14 protein-coding genes are annotated in these 18,124 nt (G+C 71.1%); 2 read left to right on the top strand and 12 right to left on the bottom strand.

Annotated features, from left to right (window positions below; genetic code table 11):
- Nucleotides 1-67: 67 nt before the first annotated feature.
- From IEZ07_RS07065 to IEZ07_RS07040, 6 genes are all read right to left on the bottom strand, one after another.
- On the bottom strand, nt 68-2,095 hold the full coding sequence (locus IEZ07_RS07065) for a glycosyltransferase (protein ID WP_191894005.1): 2,028 nt from the start codon (nt 2,093-2,095) through the stop codon (nt 68-70).
- Entirely contained in the window at nt 2,092-3,087 is a 996-nt protein-coding gene (locus IEZ07_RS07060; RefSeq protein ID WP_191894004.1) for a class I SAM-dependent methyltransferase, read from the bottom strand. The genes IEZ07_RS07065 and IEZ07_RS07060 overlap by 4 nt, the downstream gene beginning before the upstream one ends.
- Nucleotides 3,088-3,284: 197 nt before the next feature.
- Nucleotides 3,285-4,841: a hypothetical protein gene (locus IEZ07_RS07055; RefSeq protein ID WP_191894003.1), complete on the bottom strand. Its 1,557-nt coding sequence runs from the start codon at nt 4,839-4,841 to the stop codon at nt 3,285-3,287.
- The gene (rfbB, locus tag IEZ07_RS07050; RefSeq protein ID WP_191894002.1) at nt 4,838-5,815 is read right to left on the bottom strand and encodes a dTDP-glucose 4,6-dehydratase; all 978 of its coding nucleotides are present in this window, start codon (nt 5,813-5,815) and stop codon (nt 4,838-4,840) included. Before rfbB ends, IEZ07_RS07055 begins: the two co-directional genes overlap by 4 nt.
- A complete protein-coding gene (locus IEZ07_RS07045) occupies nt 5,812-6,879 on the bottom strand; it encodes a glucose-1-phosphate thymidylyltransferase (protein WP_068896616.1) in 1,068 nt (355 codons plus the stop codon). Before IEZ07_RS07045 ends, rfbB begins: the two co-directional genes overlap by 4 nt.
- A 114-nt stretch (nt 6,880-6,993) precedes the next feature.
- Entirely contained in the window at nt 6,994-7,368 is a 375-nt protein-coding gene (locus IEZ07_RS07040) for a GtrA family protein (RefSeq protein ID WP_275413758.1), read from the bottom strand.
- 199 nt (nt 7,369-7,567) lie between these two features.
- On the opposite strand from IEZ07_RS07040, the gene IEZ07_RS07035 reads away from it, so the two are divergent.
- Nucleotides 7,568-8,533, top strand: coding sequence for a glycosyltransferase family 2 protein (locus IEZ07_RS07035; protein ID WP_191894000.1), 966 nt, complete (start codon nt 7,568-7,570; stop codon nt 8,531-8,533).
- Nucleotides 8,534-8,646: 113 nt separating this feature from the next.
- Here IEZ07_RS07035 and IEZ07_RS07030 read toward each other — a convergent pair whose 3' ends face one another.
- The 4 genes from IEZ07_RS07030 to IEZ07_RS07015 form a co-directional block, all read right to left on the bottom strand.
- Entirely contained in the window at nt 8,647-9,414 is a 768-nt protein-coding gene (locus IEZ07_RS07030) for a formyltransferase family protein (protein ID WP_191893999.1), read from the bottom strand.
- An 87-nt stretch (nt 9,415-9,501) separates the two neighbouring features.
- A complete protein-coding gene (gene rffA / locus IEZ07_RS07025) occupies nt 9,502-10,656 on the bottom strand; it encodes a dTDP-4-amino-4,6-dideoxygalactose transaminase (protein WP_239319554.1) in 1,155 nt (384 codons plus the stop codon).
- A 64-nt stretch (nt 10,657-10,720) separates the two neighbouring features.
- The gene (locus IEZ07_RS07020) at nt 10,721-12,940 is read right to left on the bottom strand and encodes a hypothetical protein (protein WP_191893998.1); all 2,220 of its coding nucleotides are present in this window, start codon (nt 12,938-12,940) and stop codon (nt 10,721-10,723) included.
- 284 nt (nt 12,941-13,224) lie between these two features.
- Nucleotides 13,225-13,944 carry a class I SAM-dependent methyltransferase gene (locus IEZ07_RS07015; protein ID WP_191893997.1) on the bottom strand — a complete coding sequence of 240 codons (720 nt, stop codon included), beginning with the start codon at nt 13,942-13,944 and terminating at the stop codon, nt 13,225-13,227.
- Between the two features lie 335 nt (nt 13,945-14,279).
- Between IEZ07_RS07015 and IEZ07_RS07010 the strand changes: the two genes are divergently transcribed.
- Nucleotides 14,280-15,134 carry a polysaccharide deacetylase family protein gene (locus tag IEZ07_RS07010; protein ID WP_191893996.1) on the top strand — a complete coding sequence of 285 codons (855 nt, stop codon included), beginning with the start codon at nt 14,280-14,282 and terminating at the stop codon, nt 15,132-15,134.
- Between the two features lie 26 nt (nt 15,135-15,160).
- Here the strand turns inward: IEZ07_RS07010 and IEZ07_RS07005 are convergent, their stop codons facing one another.
- Together IEZ07_RS07005 and guaA are read right to left on the bottom strand one after the other, a co-directional pair.
- Complete coding sequence (locus tag IEZ07_RS07005; RefSeq protein WP_239319555.1) at nt 15,161-16,339, bottom strand: acyltransferase family protein; 1,179 nt, start codon at nt 16,337-16,339, stop codon at nt 15,161-15,163.
- Between the two features lie 194 nt (nt 16,340-16,533).
- A complete protein-coding gene (gene guaA / locus IEZ07_RS07000; RefSeq protein WP_191894103.1) occupies nt 16,534-18,090 on the bottom strand; it encodes a glutamine-hydrolyzing GMP synthase in 1,557 nt (518 codons plus the stop codon).
- Nucleotides 18,091-18,124 lie beyond the last annotated feature (34 nt).

Here is an 18,124-nt window from a genome sequence, read left to right as displayed (position 1 = left end):
TTGTCCCGTTCTCGTCCGGGCCGCGGGGCGTTCGCTCCCGGCCGCTCCGCCTGCGCAGCCCGCGGGGTCAGCGGCCCCCCGCGCCCGCGGCGGCGGTTCCGCCCGCGGCGAGGGGGCCCGTGACGAGGGCGTCGCCTTCCATCTCCATCAGTGCGTTCGCGTACAGCCCCCGCCACTGCTGGCGGTACTTCTGCAGGAACCTGCTGAGCGGCTCCTGCCACGTGTGCCCGGACAGGCTCCGCCGGCTGACGAGGTAGTTGAGGCCGTGGCAGCGGTAGATCCTTCCGCCCGCCGCCGAGACCGACTCCAGCAGCTGGCCGTCCACGGTCCGGGAGATCGGCCGGAATCCCCCGACTCCGTCGAACACCCCCCTCGACACCAGGATGGAGCTGCCGGCCACGTGCTCGGAGTAGAGCTCCGTCCTGAACTCGCGGCGGACGGTGGTCCCGATGGGGGCCAGGTAGAAGAACTCCGGCGCGGCCCCCACCAGATCGGCGCCCGAGTAGCTCTGGGCGAGCAGCAGGTCCGCCAGGTGGTCCGGGCCGTACCAGTCGTCGTCGTCCATCTTGGTGAGGTACTGGCCGGACGCGCGCCGGGCCGCCCGGTTGAGCACGTCGCCGAACACGACGCCCGGGTCCTCCTCGATCACCGTGATCATCCCCGGGTAGGACGACACGGCCTCCGCGACGCCGGGCAGGTCCGCGGTGAACCCGTGCAGGGTGAGGACCACCTCGGTCTCCACCCCCCGCTGCCGTGCGATCTGCCCCAGCGCGAACCCCACCAGCTCGGGCCGGCGCGTGCACAGCAGCACGGAGACCGTGGGCGGGTCCGGCGGCCGCAGGCCCCTCGCCACGGCGAACGCGCGCCACCTGGCCGCCACGCTGTGCAGCCCGAGCGCCGACCGGCGCAGCCGGATGCTGAACTGCTCCCGGGTCAGCGGGTCGGACAGTCCCGCCGGATCGAACCCGTTCAGCAGCGCCGCCAGCTCCGCTCCCAGCACTCCGCTCCACCGCGGCCCCGGCCTGGCCACGACGGGCACCCCCGCCGCGGCCAGGCCGCAGACGACGCGCGCGACCCCGTACGGCTCGGCCCAGTCGCCGTCGAGGTCCACCGCGACGCCCGCGAGTTCGCGCACCCGGGCGACGTCCGGCTCCGTGAGCGCCCCGGACGGGGCGATCAGCGTGGCGACCTCGCCGCGGGCGGTTATCTCGTACGTCCCGCTCCCCTGGCGGAGTTCGCCGAGGGGCCCGTCCACCACGGCGGCGAACCCGATGGGGCACACGGAGAGCTCGTCCACCGGCGGGAGGTCGTCGACGGAGGGCAGCGGGCCGGCACCGCCCCGCCCGTGGTCCCGCGGCGGAGTCTGGGCCGGGACCAGTCCCCGGGTCGGGGTCCGGGGCGGGACCGCGCCGAGTCCGCCGGGTCCTTCGCCGGACACGGGCCGGTCGATCGGCGCCGGCCCCCCCTCCTCCTGCCAGTCGGGGGCCTCCGCCCCCGGTGTCCGCAGCACGAGGTCGCACCCCGGCGCGGCCCGTCTGGCGGGGACGGGACCCGTCACCGGGGCCGGCACGACGTTGGGGTCGCCGGGCCGCCAGTGGTGGGAGCCCACGCCCGCGAGGGAGACCACCGGCTTGTACAGCACGCCCCGCTGACCGCCGGCCAGGCCGCGCGAGAGGGCCTTCAGCACCCCTCCGGACGGCACCGCCCTGGCGAAGTCCGTCTCGACCCTCCAGGAGTCCCCCTGTCCTCTGCGGACCCGGAGGTCGAGGAGCCTGCGCCAGTACTGCGCGTTGTCGGCGACCGGCACGGGCGCCGGCCGCCAGCGCGGCGATTCGGAGACCACCACGACGATCGTGCGCGCCTCGGGGAGCAGCGCCGCGAGCGGAACGGCCCGGCGCAGGTCGGCGGGCGTCCTCGCCAGGAGGAGGAAGCGCTCCACCTCCGACTCCGCGATCGGGCGGTCCGTCGGGGCGCCGTCCAGATCCGTCCACACCGCGTCGGCGCCCTCGCGCAACCGTGCCAGCGGCTCCGGATACCCCTCGAAGCCGATGTGGCATCCCAGGACGGGGATCGCCTTGCCCGGATCGGTGTTCACGTGCGGCTCCTCATGAATGTGTCCAGTCCCTTCTCACCCCGGTGGCGGGAACGGACGAGTTCGGGGAACTCGGCGGCCCACCGGTCGCTCACCGCCCGGTCCTGCTCTCTGGCCGCGTCGTCGAGGAAGACCGCGACCGTCTCCGCGCACAGCGGCAGGAGGAGGGGGAGTGCGGGGTAGCGGGCGGTGGGTCCCGTGGCGCCGGGAGGCCCGTCCACGAAGATCAGTCCGATCTCGGCCAGGCCCTCCAGGGCGTCCCGCGCGTACCACCGCCACGTCTCCCCGCCGCTCTCCCATTCCTCGAGAGGGGCGAGGCGCACCTCGACGACGTCGGAGAGACCGTGGGCGCGGACGAGCTCACGGGTCGCCCTCGCGTGGTCCGCGTCGTGTTCGAGCGCGACGACCGCCGAACCGGTCCGTTCGGCGATGTAGCCCAGCCACACGCTGGACGACCCGCTGCCGCACTCCACGATCGTCTTGGGCCCGTTGTCGAGGATCCAGCCGATCATCGGCCGCAGCACGCCGGCCGACGCGGCCCAGCCGCCCAGCGGCGGGAGGGGCGCCCGGGGCTGGACGAGCGCGCGCAGGTCGACGAACGCCTCGGTCTGCGCGTGGGTGTCGTGGACGGCGCGGTCCAGGGAGGAGAACCTCTTCTCGACGAGCCTGAACTCCTGCTCCATCCGGGCTCGGGAATCGGACACGGCTCTGAGGCACTCCTCGTGCCGGGACTCTCCCAGTTCCTCCCAGGAGGCCGTCCTGCGCTCGACGCGGTACAGCTCCTCGTGCAGCCGCTGGATGCGGTCCGTGTTCCTGTCGGTCCTCCGCAGGATCGCTCCCGTCCGGGCGAACACCGCCAGGACGGTCGCCGTCGCCACCACGGAGAACAACGACAGGAACGGCCGCTGCCCGATGGCGCCGAGGCCGTACGCGGCGGCCAGAGCCGCCTGGACCGCACCGGCCGACAACAGGGCCGAACGGCTGGAACACCTCACCGGTGGAACTCGCACAGGGTTCTCCGAATGCCTTCAGAACGGCGCTGAGGCCGCTGCATGCCTATTCGCTGGAGATCGGGAGGCACCCGGGTCCGCGACCCGGCTCTCTGACCGGGTCAGCCTGCCGCGGACCGGGTGCCTGGCGTTTCAGAAGCATCGAGGCGCCGGCCGGCGGGATCCGGCGCCGGTTCACCGCGTCAGTGCGCGGGGGCGGGATCCGCCCCGCCGCCGCTCAGCCGGGCGTGCCATCCGCTGGACGTCAGCCGGTGCTCCGGCCAGGCCGCGAGTTCGGGCGCACCCGCGTCGGCGTCGTCCCGGTAGACCGCGATGACCGTGTAGCCCTCCGCCGGTTTCGCCAGGACGGACGCCGGCGTCGCGGGCAGCGGGCTCCCGCCCGCCGTGCCCAGCGCCTCGCAGCCCAGCGGGTGCGCGATCTGCGGGGCGTGCCATCCGTAGACGAGGCACGGGCGGCGGTGGCCGAGTCTGCCGAGCGCCTCCGCCACCAGGGCGTCCTGGGCGCGGGAGGACGTCATCGGGCCGACGTTCACCGCCAGATACGCCTTCTGCAGGTGGAGGTGGCCTCCCACGACGAGGACGCAGCACGCCACCGCGGCCGCGAGCCCGGCCCGCCGCCGGGCCTCCCCCGACAGGCGCAGCAGGCCCTCCGCGGCGGCGATCGCCCACAGCCCCAGGACGGGCAGCATGTAGCGCGGTGCAGTCACGCCGCCGTAGTAGAGGTAGGCGACGGCGAAGCACGCCCCGACGGCGGCCGGGACGGCGATCGCGGTCCGGCACTCCCTGCGCCAGGCCGCCAGGAGGCCCGCGACCCCCAGCAGGACGACGGCGGCCAGCCACACGGGCCCTCCGCCGGGAACCGGTCCGCAGCTCTCCGGAGCCCGGCAGAGCGTCGGCCCGTCCAGGGCCCGCAGATGGTGGTCGAGGAGCCACCGCGGTGCGCTGAAGTTCTGGGTCGCGCCGTCGAGCCGCTGCGCGACGCCTCCGTACTCCAGCACCGCCTCCAGCAGCCACTGGCCCCACCCGGCGGCCAGGCCGGCGCCGAGCGCGGTGAGCGTGATGAGCATCGGGCCCCACCGCCGCCCGCGGGCGAACAGGAGGACCGCCGCCGCCAGGGCCAGGGCGACGACCGTGGCGTCGGTGGGACGGAACAGGGCCATGGCCGCCGTGACGACCGCCACCGCGACCGGCAGCGCCCCGCCGACCGGTCCCGCGGCGGTGGCCGCCCGGAGCACCAGGCCGGTGAGCGCGACGGAGCCGAACGCGGTGTAGAGGTTGGGCATGGCCGCGTTGCCGTAGAACACCGTCGACCAGCAGCCCGCGTAGAGCGCCGCCGCCAGGGGGACGGTGTAGCCGGGCCGTACCGCGAGCCAGATCCGGAACGAGCCGAACAGCAGCAGGGACGAGACGACCGTCAGGTAGACCCGGAGGGCCGCCACCGAGTTCGTGATCATCACGACCGGCGCGACGACGAGGGACGTACCCCAGCCCCGGGAGGGATGGAAGTCGAGCGGGGTGTCGTTGGCGGAGAACTGGCTGAGGTAGACCGCCTCGTCCCAGCCGATCTGGAAGTCCACCGACACCAGGACGAACTGGGCGGCGGCGTAGCAGAGTGCGACGACCGCCAGGAGGGCCGCCGGGCTGAGCCGGCGCCGGTCCTCCGGTGCGGCCCCCGCTCCCGCCGGGGCTCCGCCGGGCTCCCCCGCCCCCTTCGGCCCGGGTCGCTGCAGCCCGGTCATCGCACCGCCTCCTTGAGAGGGCGCCACCAGTCCTGGTGGTCCCGGTACCACTTCACGACCTCGGCCAGCCCTTCGCCGAAGTCCACCCGGGGCTCATAACCGATCGCCCGGATCTTGCCGCTGTCCACGGAGTACCGCAGGTCGTGCCCGAGCCGGTCCGGGACGCGCACGACCATGTCCCACCCGGCGCCGAAAGCGGTCAGCAGCCGCTCGGTGAGCTCGACGTTGGTGAGCTCGACGCCTCCGCCGATGTTGTAGACCTCTCCGGGGCAGCCCTTCTCCAGCACGAGCTGGACGCCCCGGCAGTGGTCGTCCACGTGCAGCCACTCGCGGACGTTCCGGCCGTCCCCGTAGAGGGGGACCCGGCGGCCGTCGATCAGGTTGGTGACGAAGAGCGGGATGACCTTCTCGGGGTGCTGGTAGGGGCCGTAGTTGTTGGAGCAGCGGGTGATCCGCACGTCGAGGCCGTGCGTCCGGTGGTACGCGCGGCACAGCAGGTCTCCGGAGGCCTTCGCCGCCGAGTAGGGCGAATTGGGCAGGAGCGGCTCCGACTCGTCCCACGAGCCTTCGGCGATCGAGCCGTACACCTCGTCCGTGGAGATCTGCACGAAGGTGCCGACGCCGGCTTCGAGCGCGGCCTGCAGGAGCCGCTGGGTACCGAGGACGTTCGTCGTCACGAAGTCGCCCGCTCCGGCGATCGACCGGTCGACGTGGGACTCCGCGGCGAAGTTCACCACGACGTCGTGGCCCGGCACGACGTCCGCGAGGAGCCGCGCGTCGGTGATGTCGCCCCGGACGAAGCGGTGGTCGCGGTGGTCGGCCACCGGGGCGAGGTTGGCGAGGTTGCCGGCGTAGGTGAGCTTGTCGAGGACCGTGACGCGGGCGCCCTCCCAGCCCGGGTAGGCGCCCCGCAGCAGGGATCTCACATAGTGGGAGCCGATGAAGCCGGCCCCTCCGGTGACGAGGATCCTCATGCGCGCACCTGGATCCTGCTGTGGTCGCCGACCATGAGCCCGTACGTGTTGGGCGTGCCCTCCGCCCGGCTCACCTCGACGTTGCGGCCGATGAGGGAGTGGGCCAGCCGGGAGACGCCGTGGACGGAGGAGTCGTCGAGCACGATCGAGTACTCGACCTCGGCGTCCTGCACGACGCAGCGCGGCCCGATCGAGGTGAAGGGCCCGATGTACGAGGACTGGATCTTCGCGTCCGCCCCGACCACGATCGGGCCGCGCAGGACGGAGTTCTCCACCACGGCCCCGGGTTCGATGACGACCCGGCCGGTGACCTCGCTCAGCCCGTCGACCGTGCCCCGGTTGGCCGGTTCCACCGTCTCCAGGATCATCCGGTTGCACTCCAGCAGGTCCTGCAGGCGCCCGGTGTCCTTCCAGTAGCCGGTGACCATGTGCGAGTGGACGGAGTAGTCGTTCTCGATCAGCCACTGGATCGCGTCGGTGATCTCCAGCTCGCCGCGCGCGGACGGGGTGATCGCCCGGACCGCCTCGTGGATCGCGGGAGAGAACGAGTACACCCCCACGATGGCCAGGTCGCTGCGCGGGTGGGAGGGCTTCTCCTGCAGCCCGACGATCTCCCCCGTGGCGCCGAGCTCCGCGACCCCGTAGAACCGGGGTTCGGCGACCCTCGTCAGCAGGACCTGCGCGTCGTACCCGCCGAGGCGGAACGCGCCGACGAGGTCGGCGATCCCGCCGACCAGGAAGTTGTCCCCGAGATACATGACGAACGGCTCGTCACCGAGGAACTCCCGCGCGATCAGGACGCAGTGCGCCAGGCCGAGCGGGGCCTCCTGCGGGATGTAGGTGATGTCGAGCCCGAACCGCGAGCCGTCGCCCACGGCCTCCCTGACCTCGGCGCCCGTGTCGCCGGTGATGATCCCGACGCTGGTGATGCCCGCCGCGCGTATCGCCTCGAGCCCGTAGTAGAGCACCGGTTTGTTGGCGACGGGGACCAGCTGCTTGGCGGAAGTGTGTGTCAGCGGCCGTAGTCTGGTGCCCCTTCCACCCGCCAGGACAAGCGCTTTCACCCTTTTTTCAACTCCCTATGCTCCGGACGCGGCGACCGGGTCGGCCACTGCCCTCAGATTGTGATAGGGGGGTGATTCACCCATCCGCCGCTTTACGCCTCGGCGCCTTTTCCCTTACCAACGCTTTACCTTCGCCGGATCCCGGAAAGCCCATGACCTATTGATCGTATAGGCGAGGACGGTGCTCACCGGAATCACCAGCGACTGGGCCGCGAGAACGGGGACGCCGGCGAGCTCGACCAGGAGCGGGAGCCCGATGACGGAGGTGGCCAGAAAGCTCAGGCCGACCAGGTAGAAGCGGGCCAGGCCGGTGAGCCAGGATCCCGTGGAGACGCGGAAGACGACCAGCCGGTACCAGGGGTAGACGGTCGCGACGGCGAGGAGGTGGCTGACCACGACCAGGAAAAGGTAGGGAACCCGGTCCTCAAGGATCAGCAAACCGAGGGCAAGAAGACCAAAATAGACCGCGACCGTCATGACACCTCCCATCAAATATGTGATGCGCTGTCCGCGGAGACCCGATGTCAAATCCCCCATCGGGTGGTCGGGTCGGGGTCGGGGAGCGGTCCGTACGTCCAGTTCAGTCATCCGGTGACACCTCCAATGATTGTCGAGAATGGTCGCCGAAGAATTCTGAAGGATCGTACAGGGTTCATGGACATTCACGGTCGATAGTCGGGAGAATAACGTGTCCGTTTCGGTTGTCATTCCGTGTTACCGTTCGGAGATAACCCTTCCGCCGCTGGTCACCAGGCTCGTCTCGGTGCTGCGTGACATGTCCGTCCGGCACGAGGTGATCCTCGTCGTCGACGGGAGCCCGGACGGCACCTGGAACGTGGCGGAATCACTCGCCCGCCGGATCGACACCGTCCGCGCGATCCGGCTGTCCCGCAACTACGGTCAGCACAACGCGCTGGTGGCCGGCATCAGGGAGGCGAGGTTCGACGTGGTCGTCACGATGGACGACGACCTGCAGCATCCTCCGGAGCAGGTCCCGCTGCTGCTGACCGCCCTCGAAGGCGACCGCCTGGATCTGGTTTACGGCGTGCCGCACCAGGAGGAGCACGGGTTCCTGCGCAGCCTCGCGTCGCGGTCGGTGAAGGCCGGGATGTCACGGGCGCTGGGCATCCGCAACGCACAGAAGATCAGCGCGTTCCGCGCCTTCCGCACCTGCCTGCGCGACGGGTTCGAGGACCTGTCCGGACCGCACGCCTCCGTCGACGTGGCCCTCTCGTGGGGCACCGCCCAGATCGGCTCGGTCGGGGTGCACATGAACGACCGAGAGGTCGGGGAGTCGAACTACAACGTGCGGATGCTGGTGCGGCACGCGGTGAACATGCTCCTCGGCTACAGCACGGCCCCCCTGCGCATGGCGAGCTACCTGGGGTTCCTCACCGGGATCATCGGGCTCCTGCTGGGCGGCCTGGTCCTGTGGCGCTTCGCCACGGGCGACACCACCGTCGCCGGATTCACCACGATCACCTCGATGATCGCGATCTTCTCGTCCGCCCAGCTGATATCCATCGGGGTCCTCGGGGAGTACATCGGCCGCATCCACGGAGGCGGACTGGGGCGGCCTACCTACGTCGTCCGGGAGAGGGTCGGCCTGTCGGCCGCCGTGGACGTCCCGGTCCAGCCGACCGGATCGCGCTGACACCGCCCCCACGCCGGGACCTCCGCGCGGAAGGCTCCCGGCGGGTGCGCGGTCTCCGTGGACCGCCGCCCGCCGGGAGCCTTCATGCCGTTCATGCCGTTCCGCCGGACCGGTCAGTCCGGGATCAGCTCCAGGAAGAGCCGGACGGTGCCGCCGTCGGGCGTGCGGAGCCGTACGCAGTCGTCCCGGTTGAAGCAGCGGGCGCGCAGGATGTCGATCAGCCGGCCCACGGGCATCGACCGGTCCGGGTCGAGGTGGGCGAGCTCCTGGAACTCGGTGATCGGGTGCCCGGTGGCCCTGTCGTGGTCCTGCTCCACCGGTGCCAGCGCGTCCTCGCACAGCGCCGGCCACGACCGCAGGAACAACTCGACGGCGGCCTCCTCCAGCCTCCGGTAGAGCGAGCTTCCGGTGTCGTGCGGACGGACCGCCACCTCCTGCTGGGCGAGCAGCGGCCCGGTGTCGATCCCCTCGTCGATCAGGTGCAGGGTCACCCCCGCGGGCGTCCCGTCGATGATCGACCAGACGGCCGGCTGCCGCCCCCGGTTGTACGGCAGCAGCGACGGGTGCAGGTTCACGATGCCCCGGGGGAACGCCTTCATCAGGGCCGGGGTGAAGATGTGCGCGAAGAACAGGGAGATCCCCAGTTCGGCGCCGAGCCCTTCGATCCGGCGCACCGTCTCCTCGCTCCTGAGCGTGTCGCCGGTGAGGACCAGCCCCAGGCGGTCCAGGTCGGGGAAGAGGCTCCTGATCTCGTCCGCGCGGCGGGGGCGCCGGTCGGGGGCGTTGAGGACGACGGCGGCGATGTCGGCGTCGGGCCGGCCGCGAAGCCAGGTCGCGATCTCCAGGCCGCTCCGGTCGTTGCAGAACAGGACGACGCGCATGGTGGCTCCCTCTCGCTTTCAACGGGGCCGGAGGAGGACCGGTCCGCCTCCGGCGGGTCAATGTCCTGCCGGTCGCGCCAGGACGGGTCAGATCACCTCGTACGTCCGGACGGCGCCGATCACGCGCGCCACGTCGGACTCGGTCATGTCCGCGAACAGGGGCAGGCGCACCAGGCGGTCGGCGACCCGCTCCGTGACCGGGCACCCTCCCGCCGCGGGGCGCCCGTACCGGATCCCCGCGGGGGCGGCGTGCAGCGGCTGGTAGTGGAACGTCGCCTGCACGCCCCGCTCCGCCAGGTGGGCGATCAGCGCCTGCCGGTTCTCCAGGTCGGGAAGGAGCAGGTAGTAGAGGTGGGCGGGGTGCGCGCACTCGTCGGGCACCACCGGCTGGGAGACCTCGTTCGCCCCCGCCCAGTCCGCCAGCCCCCGGTGGTACGCGCCCCAGACCGCCTGGCGTCGCGCCTGGATCGCGTCGAACGCCTCCAGCTGGGAGGTCAGCTGCGCGGCGAGCACGTCGGACGGCAGGTAGCTCGATCCGATGTCGACCCACCGGTACTTGTCGGTCTGCCCCCGGAAGAACAGGTTGCGGTTGGTCCCCTTCTCCCGGACGATCTCGGCCCGTGCGACCAGCTCGGGATCGTTCAGTATCAGCGCGCCGCCCTCACCGCACTGGACGTTCTTCGTCGCGTGGAAGCTCTGCGTGGCCATGCAGCCGAACGACCCGAGCGGCCGTCCCCGGTGGAGGCCGCCCAGACCGTGCGCGTTGTCCTCGATGAGCGCGAGGCCGTGCCGCTGCGCGATCGCACCGAGCTCGTCCATGCGGCACGCCACACCGGCGTAGTGGACCGCGACGATCGCCCTGGTCCGGTCCGTGATCTCCGCTTCGACCAGCCGCTCGTCCAGGTTCAGGGTGTCGGGCCTGCAGTCGGCGAACACCGGGACCGCGCCGCGCAGGACGAACGCGTTCGCCGTCGACACGAAGGTGAACGACGGCATGATCACCTCGTCGCCCGGTCGCAGGCCGAGCAGGATGGCCGCCATCTCCAGGGCGTGGGTGCAGGACGTGGTCAGCAGGGCCCGGCTCCCGCCGGTCAGCTTCTCCAGGTGCCTGCTCGCCCTGTGGGTGAACGGGCCGTCCCCCGAGGTGAGCCCCCGCTCCAGCGCCTCGGAGATATAACCGAGTTCATTCTGTGAAACATGAGGGCGATTGAATGGAATTGTCGCCAGTATGTTCTCGTTCACGCATGCAAGTAAACAGCGGCCATTCAATGCGCACCCGTCGCTCGGCCGTTTCTTGGGTCTTCCATTACCGACCCTCCGGGGAGCGCGCACCGGCGGCGCCCCCGTCCGGGACGGAGTAGACGGAGTAGTCCCCAGCGCGGAAGCGGAGCTCCGCGAAGTCCCCGACCGCCCCGCCGCGTCTCGGCTGGCGCTCGTCCACGAAGAGCCAGTCCACCCCGTACCGCTCGCGCAGCCGCCGGACGGCGCCCGCCGAGGACCGGTAGAACGCCTTCTTGTTCGCCTCGAATCTCCGGCGGTCCCAGAACGGGAGCTGGAGCGACCTCCCCGGGGTCCAGTTCCTGAGGTTCGTCGGCGTGTACCCCCAGCCCTCGACCAGCACCCTCCGCTCGCTGAACGCGGTCACCCAGAAGTGCAGCGTGTCACACGGATCCCGGCGCCACCAGCGGCAGTGCACGGTCGTAGCGATCAGTTCATCCGGATGGGAGTGGTCGCGCAACCAGCGCAGGACGGTCAGGGCGTCCTGCGACACCGGCGGGGTTCTCGACGTCTTCCGCTGGTAGACGATCCGGTCGCGCACGTTACCGGGCAGGCTCATCGCCATGAACACGACGATGGTGAGGGCCCAGGCCCGCTGTACGCCCACGGTGACGAACAGGGCGATGATCATCAGTCCGGCGGCGATCACGAAGGCGATCTGCGTCGGGTAGAGGACGCTGTCCGGCCGGTCCGGACCCAGCGGGAGCGCGACTCCGCAGATCGCGGGGAAAAGCAGGGCGAGGACCGCTCCGGCGGCCGCCGCGAGCACTGTGGCCCGGGACGGCACCCGTGACCACCGCAGTAGCACGATGAGCCCGTACACCGCGATGATCACCACGTACGGCACCGCGCCCATGAGGAAGAAGAGCTGGCTGAACCCCGGATGGCCGAAAAGGAAGGCGACCCCGAGACCGGCCCCGCCGATGCCTAGCATGAGGAGAACCGCGGGCCGTAGGAGCAGCTTAGGCCTGCTCAGCAGGCCGGAGATCCCCGACCATGCCACGGTCCAGCCCAGCACGTACAGCAGGGTGAGGCCGAGAACGGACGCCTGTGAGGGCACGATCTGGCTCCCCAGGCCGCTCAGCCGCATCCAGCCCATGCGGAACAAGGCGAGCGGGTCGAGGGTCATCCCCTGATTCGCCCCGCCGAACAACACCGCCTGCGCGAAGAGCAGGCACGCTCCCACCCCACCGAGCAGGATCGACGCAGGCCAGGAGATCCGGCGCCTCCTGACCAGTTCGACTGCGATCACCATTGCCAGCCCCGCACCCAGCAGCGGCAGGTAAATGGCCTTGGCGCCGGTGACCGCCAAAAGGAAGACCCCGATCAGAACCCACCGGCCGGTGTCATGTCGTCGGCGCTGCAGCAGCTCCAGTACCAGCAGGACCACCGGCGCGAACAGCAGCGCCCCGTAGGTCTGCGTAGGGCTGGACCAGGTGATGTCCTGCACGCCACCGTAGGTGAGAACCCAGTTCTCGCCCTCGTAGAGATTCGGTGCCTTCAGAAAGACCGTGCCCACCACGGACAGCACGCCGCCCGCCCACGAGCCGGTGACCCGCCGTCCTGTCATCCCGACCAGGATCAGGAAACCGGTCAGCATCGGAAGCATGGCCAGACGGAACAGCAGAACCGCCGGCTCCACTCCGGTCACCCAGCTCGTGGCCGCAAGATGGGCGTAGACGAACCAGTGGTAGAGCAGCGGCTCTCCGGAGACCGCCGGAACCGTGGGCGGCACGTGGTGCCTGAGCTCACCGATCAGTGCGAGGTGGAACGAGAGATCGGCCCCGCCTGCCCATATCTCCGGGTGAGTGATGTCGTACTTATCAAAGAAAATCACCATGGGCCGGACGACCATGAACGCGACGACCAGCACCACGGACCACGACCACCAGACCGGCGTCCGCAGGCGGGGTCCGCCCCTCCAGTGCCTCCGCAACCGCGGGACGGCGAGGAAGGCGCCGTAGACGGCGACCGGCCAGACGGCCACGAGGAGCGGCGCCCCCGCGGCCCGGGCGGCGATGTAGGCGACCGCCTCCACCGCGTACCCCAGGGCCGCGCCGAGTGCCAGCTCCTCGGCCAGCGTCCTGCGGCCGCTCCACAGCGCGCGGATCATCAAGGTGCCCGGAAGCACGACGCCCAGCATGAGGTAGAGCCCGAAGACGGCCGTGTCCCGGGCGGAGACGCCGTGGAGGCCGAGGACCGTCAGGATCAGGGCGACCGCGCAGACCGCGGGAAGCCATCCCGTCACCCGCGTCCGGAACCCCGTCCGGCTTCGGGCGGAGCGCCGGGACCCGGTCGTCCGGACGGCCGCCGCGGTTCCGGAGAGGTCCGGCGGAGGGGCCGCCGCGGTTCCAGAGAGGTCCGACGGGGAGTCCGCCCCGGGGGGAGCTGTGTCCATACGGAGAGTCTGGTGAGGCACCTCCTCGGCGCAGGGAGGGTGCACCCATGCTTGGCCGGGGCTTTGCCGTTCCCTTACCCGCACCTTCCGGGCCCCGGCTGGGCCGGACGGGTAGCGGACCGGACGGGTCGCTCTCAGGCGCCGCCGACCGGAGGGGCGGCCGGCTTGCGCGCGCGGAGGAAGACCGAGACGCCCCGCATGGACTTCACCGGCAGATACCGCTCCAGGACGATGATGGCGGTGAGGCCCGCATTGACGATCCAGGGCAGCTCGGTCAGGTCGTTGCCCTCGCTGTTCTTCCGGCGGCGGGCCACGACGGGCCGCAGGAGCACGTTCCAGCTCCAGACCCTCTCGACGACCAGGCCGGCCTTCTCCATCAGGCCGACGAGCTCCTCCCGCGAGTACCTGCGGACGTGTCCCACTGCGTCGTCGTGCGCGGACCACAACGCCATGTCGCAGGGGACGGCGATCAGGGCCGTGCCTCCCGGCTTGAGCACCCGGGCGATCTCCGCTGCGGCGAGGTGGTCCTCCACGATGTGCTCCAGCACGTCGAAGGCGGTGACCACGTCGAACCGCCCGGATTCCAGCGGCAGGTCCCGGGCGTCGGCGTGGATGGCCTTCAGCCCCCGCTCCCTGGCGACCTGAACCGCCGCCTCGGAGTAGTCGGCCACCAAGGCCTCGTAGCCGAGTCCGGCCAGCACCCTGGTGTTGCCGCCCCCGGCCGCGCCGATGTCCAGCGCCTCCCCCCGGGTGCGGGAGCCGCGCAGCTCGCGGCGCAGGATCGCCCGGCGTTCACGGAACCACCAGTGGCGGTCCTCGATCCCGACCATGAGAGAGATCTCCGTGTCCTGCATAATCGCTCATCCGTCCATCGCGCGCGGCCGTGTCGGCCCGGGTGGTCTGGTCCCCCGTGGCCCAGCCACAGTGTTCTCGGCGGGGGCGGTGCGGCACCGGAGCTTCAGGTTCCGCCTACCGGCCGATGACCGGGCTTTTACCGAAGTCCGCGGAGGGCCTCGGCCTCCTGACCGGGGAGCGGGCCGGCGGGGACGGGCGGGAGGCTGAGAGGAAGCTCAGAGGAACCTGACCATCGGCTGACAGCTGAGCCGATCCGGGCACCTTGGGGCGATTGTCTATCTACGATACGTTTTCTGTACCGACAGCCTCATCCGCAACTCTCGGAGTCCCCCTCATGAAGTCCTCCACCCGAATCGTCCTAGCGGGCAGCTGCGCCCTGGGCCTGCTGTCCGCACCGACCACCGCGTGGAGCGCGGAGCAGCACAAGCCGGCCCCCACCCCCAAGCCGACGGCCACGGCCAAGCCGACGGCGAAGCCCACCCCCGCGCCCAAGCCTGTGGACTGCACGAAGGTCAAGTGCATCGCGCTGACCTTCGACGACGGTCCCGGCAAGTACGCCGACAAGCTGCTCGCCACCCTGAAGAAGCACAACGCCAAGGCCACGTTCTTCCTCGAGGGCCAGTACGTGAAGTCGCGTCCCGCGTTCGCCAAGCTGATGGTCACCGAGGGCCACGACATCGGCAACCACAGCTACACCCACCCGAAGTTCACCGAGAGCTCCATCGAGGACATCCGCGAGGAGCTCAAGAAGACCCAGGACGTCGTCAAGAAGGCCACCGGCAAGTACCCGACGACGATCCGCCCGCCGTACGGCCTGCTCGACGACGACACCAAGACCGTCGCCGCCGAGATGAAGATGCCGATCGTCCTGTGGAACGGCGGTTCCCGCGACTGGGCGACCAAGAACGAGAAGGCCATCTACGACGAGGTGCTCAAGAACGCCAAGCGCGACGGCGTCATCCTCATGCACGACTGGGTCGCCCAGACCGTCACGGTGATGCCCAAGCTCCTCACCGAGCTGAAGAAGCAGGGCTACCACGTCGTGGCGGTCTCCTCGCTGCCCGGTTTCAAGACCCTGAAGCCGGCCGACGTCTTCCCCGCGGCCGCCGCCCAGGACAAGGACCTGTCCGCCGACTCGCCCACCGGCGACCCGGACGACTTCGCGCAGTCCCCCGAAGACGGCAACTGAGCCGCCACCGGCCGCCCGCGGGATCGCTACGGCCTGCGGGCGAGCCGCCTGCCCAGGTTCTGCATCGGCAGTTCGACGTAGCGGTAGGTGAGCCAACTTAGGCTCAGCACCGCCGCGACGAATCCCGCCGTCACCATCGCCTGTACGGCGGGCGGCATGGACCGTGTGTCCCCCACCACGGCGTGCGTCAGCCGGAGCAGCGGGTGGTGCAGCAGGTAGACCGAGTAGCTGACCAGGCCGAGCCAGACCAGGAAGCGCGGCAGGCGGCGTCCGCGCAGGGCCATCGCGCCCGCGAACGTCGCCCCGGCCAGGGCGATCGTGGTCGTCCACACCCCCGGCCGGACCCACCACCAGCCCGCCTGCTCCGCCCAGACCGGGGCCGCCGCCACCAGCGCGGTCGCGGCGGCCACCGGCCAGAGGGTGCCGGTGCCCTGCTCCCAGCGGCGGACCGCGGTCCCGGTGAACATCACCGCGAGGATCGCCGCCCCGAACCACGGCACGAAGCCGGCGAAGAGCAGCAGCACCACGGCCATCACCCCGAGCACGCAGGCGGCCGTCCTGCGCAGCCTCCCGGTGACCAGGCAGACCATGCCCGCGGCGAACACCACCCCGGAGACGTAGGCGGGCCAGAAGCCCGTCAGCAGCGGCGCGGTGAGCACCAGCCCCGTCCCGACCGCGACCGCGCCGAACCCCACGGCGAGCGTCCCGCTCCTGCGGTGCAGGCCGTACACGAACAGGGCGGTGACCAGCAGGTAGAAGACCATCTCATAGGAGAGCGTCCACATGGTGTCGGCCAGGCCGCCCAGGTGGACCACGTCCAGCAGCATGGTCAGGTGCGCGGAGACCGAGGCGACGTCGCGCGGGACCTGCTCGCGGACCGGCAGCCAGAAGGCCATCACCAGGACCCCGGCCGCGACCAGCAGGTAGATCGGGTAGAGGCGGAAGAACCGGCTGATCCAGAAGGCCCGGACGTCCCCGCGGCCCTCCAGCGAGACCGGGATGATGTACCCGCTCACCAGGAAGAACACCAGGATTCCGTACAGCCCCAGGCTGAACCAGTAGGGTCGCAGCTGCGGCATGAACCAGGGCAGCGCGTGCTCCAGCAGCACCGCCGTCGCGCCGAGCCCGCGCAGCGCGTCCAGCCAGGCCAGCCGGGTGGAGGTGCCGGGGCGGGCGGTCCGGGTGCTGGCAGCGGTCGTCGACACCCGCCCCAACATACCGGGCATCTCATCCGGTAAAGGGAGTTATCCCCATTTAGTGACGGACGATCGCCCCTGCACCGCCCCCGGTACGGCGAGCCGTCCGGTGCCGGCCGTACGTGCCGGACGATCGCCTCCGGGTCACCCGGACACGGCGGCGGCCCCGGAGGGGGTCCTCCGGGGCCGCCGCCGCGCGCCGGCTACTCCCACTCGATGGTGCCCGGCGGCTTGCTCGTCACGTCCAGCACCACGCGGTTGACCTCGCGGACCTCGTTGGTGATCCGGGTGGAGATGCGGGCCAGCACGTCGTACGGCACGCGGGACCAGTCGGCGGTCATCGCGTCCTCGCTGGAGACCGGGCGCAGCACGACCGGGTGCCCGTAGGTGCGACCGTCGCCCTGGACGCCCACCGAGCGCACGTCGGCGAGCAGCACCACCGGGCACTGCCAGATCTCCCGGTCGAGTCCGGCCCGGGAGAGCTCCTCGCGGGCGATGGCGTCGGCCTCGCGCAGGATCTCCAGGCGCTCGCGGCTGACCGCGCCCACGATGCGGATGCCGAGCCCGGGGCCGGGGAACGGCTGGCGCCAGACCATGGCGGCGGGCAGGCCGAGCTCCTCGCCCGCGCGGCGGACCTCGTCCTTGAAGAGCGCGCGGAGCGGCTCGACCAGTTGGAACTGCAGGTCGTCGGGGAGCCCGCCGACGTTGTGGTGGGACTTGATGTTGGCGGTGCCGGTGCCGCCGCCGGACTCGACGACGTCCGGGTAGAGGGTGCCCTGCACCAGGAAGTCGACCGGGCCGTCGGCGATGATGGCGCGCTGCTCGTCCTCGAAGACCCGAATGAACTCCCGGCCGATGATCTTACGCTTCTCCTCGGGGTCGGTGACCCCGTCGAGCGCCTTGAGGAAGCGGTCGGCGGCGTCGACGACGCGGAGCTTGACGCCGGTGGCGGCGACGAAGTCGCGCTCGACCTGCTCGGCCTCACCCTTGCGCAGCAGTCCGTGGTCGACGAAGACGCAGGTCAGCCGGTCGCCGATGGCCCGCTGCACGATCGCCGCGGCGACCGCGGAGTCCACCCCGCCGGACAGGCCGCAGATCGCTCGGCCCTCGGGGCCGATCTGGGCGCGGACCGCCTCCACGGCCTCCTCGACGATGTTGAGCATCGTCCAGGAGGGGCGGCAGCCGGCCGCGTCGAGGAAGTGCTTGAGCACGCTCTGGCCGTGCTCGGAGTGGAGCACCTCGGGGTGGAACTGCACGCCGTACAGGCCCTTGACCGGGTGCTCGAAGGCCGCGACCGGGGTCTCGGGGGTGAACGCGGTGACGTCGAAGCCCTCGGGGGCCGCGGAGACGCTGTCGCCGTGGGACATCCAGACCGACTGCTCGGCGGGCAGGCCCGCGAAGAGCACGCCCTCCCGCGACACCTCCAGCCGGGTCCCGCCGTACTCCGCGACGCCGGTCCTGGCCACGGTGCCGCCGAGCGCCTGCGCCATGGCCTGGAAGCCGTAGCAGATGCCGAAGGTCGGCACACCGGTCTCGAACAGGCCGCGGGGAACCGGGGGCGCGCCTTCGGCGTAGACCGACGAGGGCCCGCCCGACAGGATGATGGCCTTGGGCTTCTTGGCCATCATCTCCTCCACCGGCATCGTCGAGGGGACGATCTCGGAGTAGACGTGGCACTCGCGCACCCGCCGCGCGATCAGCTGCGCGTACTGCGCGCCGAAGTCGACGACCAGGACGGTGTCGAACAACGGGTCGGACAACGGGTCGAACTCTGACACCAAGACCCCCAAAGGA

The organism is Planomonospora parontospora, assembly GCA_014647935.1.
GTDB classification, from domain to species: Bacteria; Actinomycetota; Actinomycetes; order Streptosporangiales; family Streptosporangiaceae; genus Planomonospora; species Planomonospora parontospora.
This window is presented reverse-complemented; position numbering and strand designations above follow the sequence as displayed.

What these genes read in the sequence shown, in the direction of transcription:
- IEZ07_RS07055 (WP_191894003.1), bottom strand. Translation starts at nt 4,841, where the DNA reads ATGACCGGGCTGCAGCGACCCGGGCCGAAGGGGGCGGGGGAGCCCGGC.
- rfbB (WP_191894002.1), bottom strand. Translation starts at nt 5,815, where the DNA reads ATGAGGATCCTCGTCACCGGAGGGGCCGGCTTCATCGGCTCCCACTAT.
- IEZ07_RS07040 (WP_275413758.1), bottom strand. Translation starts at nt 7,368, where the DNA reads ATGGGAGGTGTCATGACGGTCGCGGTCTATTTTGGTCTTCTTGCCCTC.
- IEZ07_RS07030 (WP_191893999.1), bottom strand. Translation starts at nt 9,414, where the DNA reads ATGCGCGTCGTCCTGTTCTGCAACGACCGGAGCGGCCTGGAGATCGCG.
- IEZ07_RS07015 (WP_191893997.1), bottom strand. Translation starts at nt 13,944, where the DNA reads ATGCAGGACACGGAGATCTCTCTCATGGTCGGGATCGAGGACCGCCAC.
- IEZ07_RS07010 (WP_191893996.1), top strand. Translation starts at nt 14,280, where the DNA reads ATGAAGTCCTCCACCCGAATCGTCCTAGCGGGCAGCTGCGCCCTGGGC.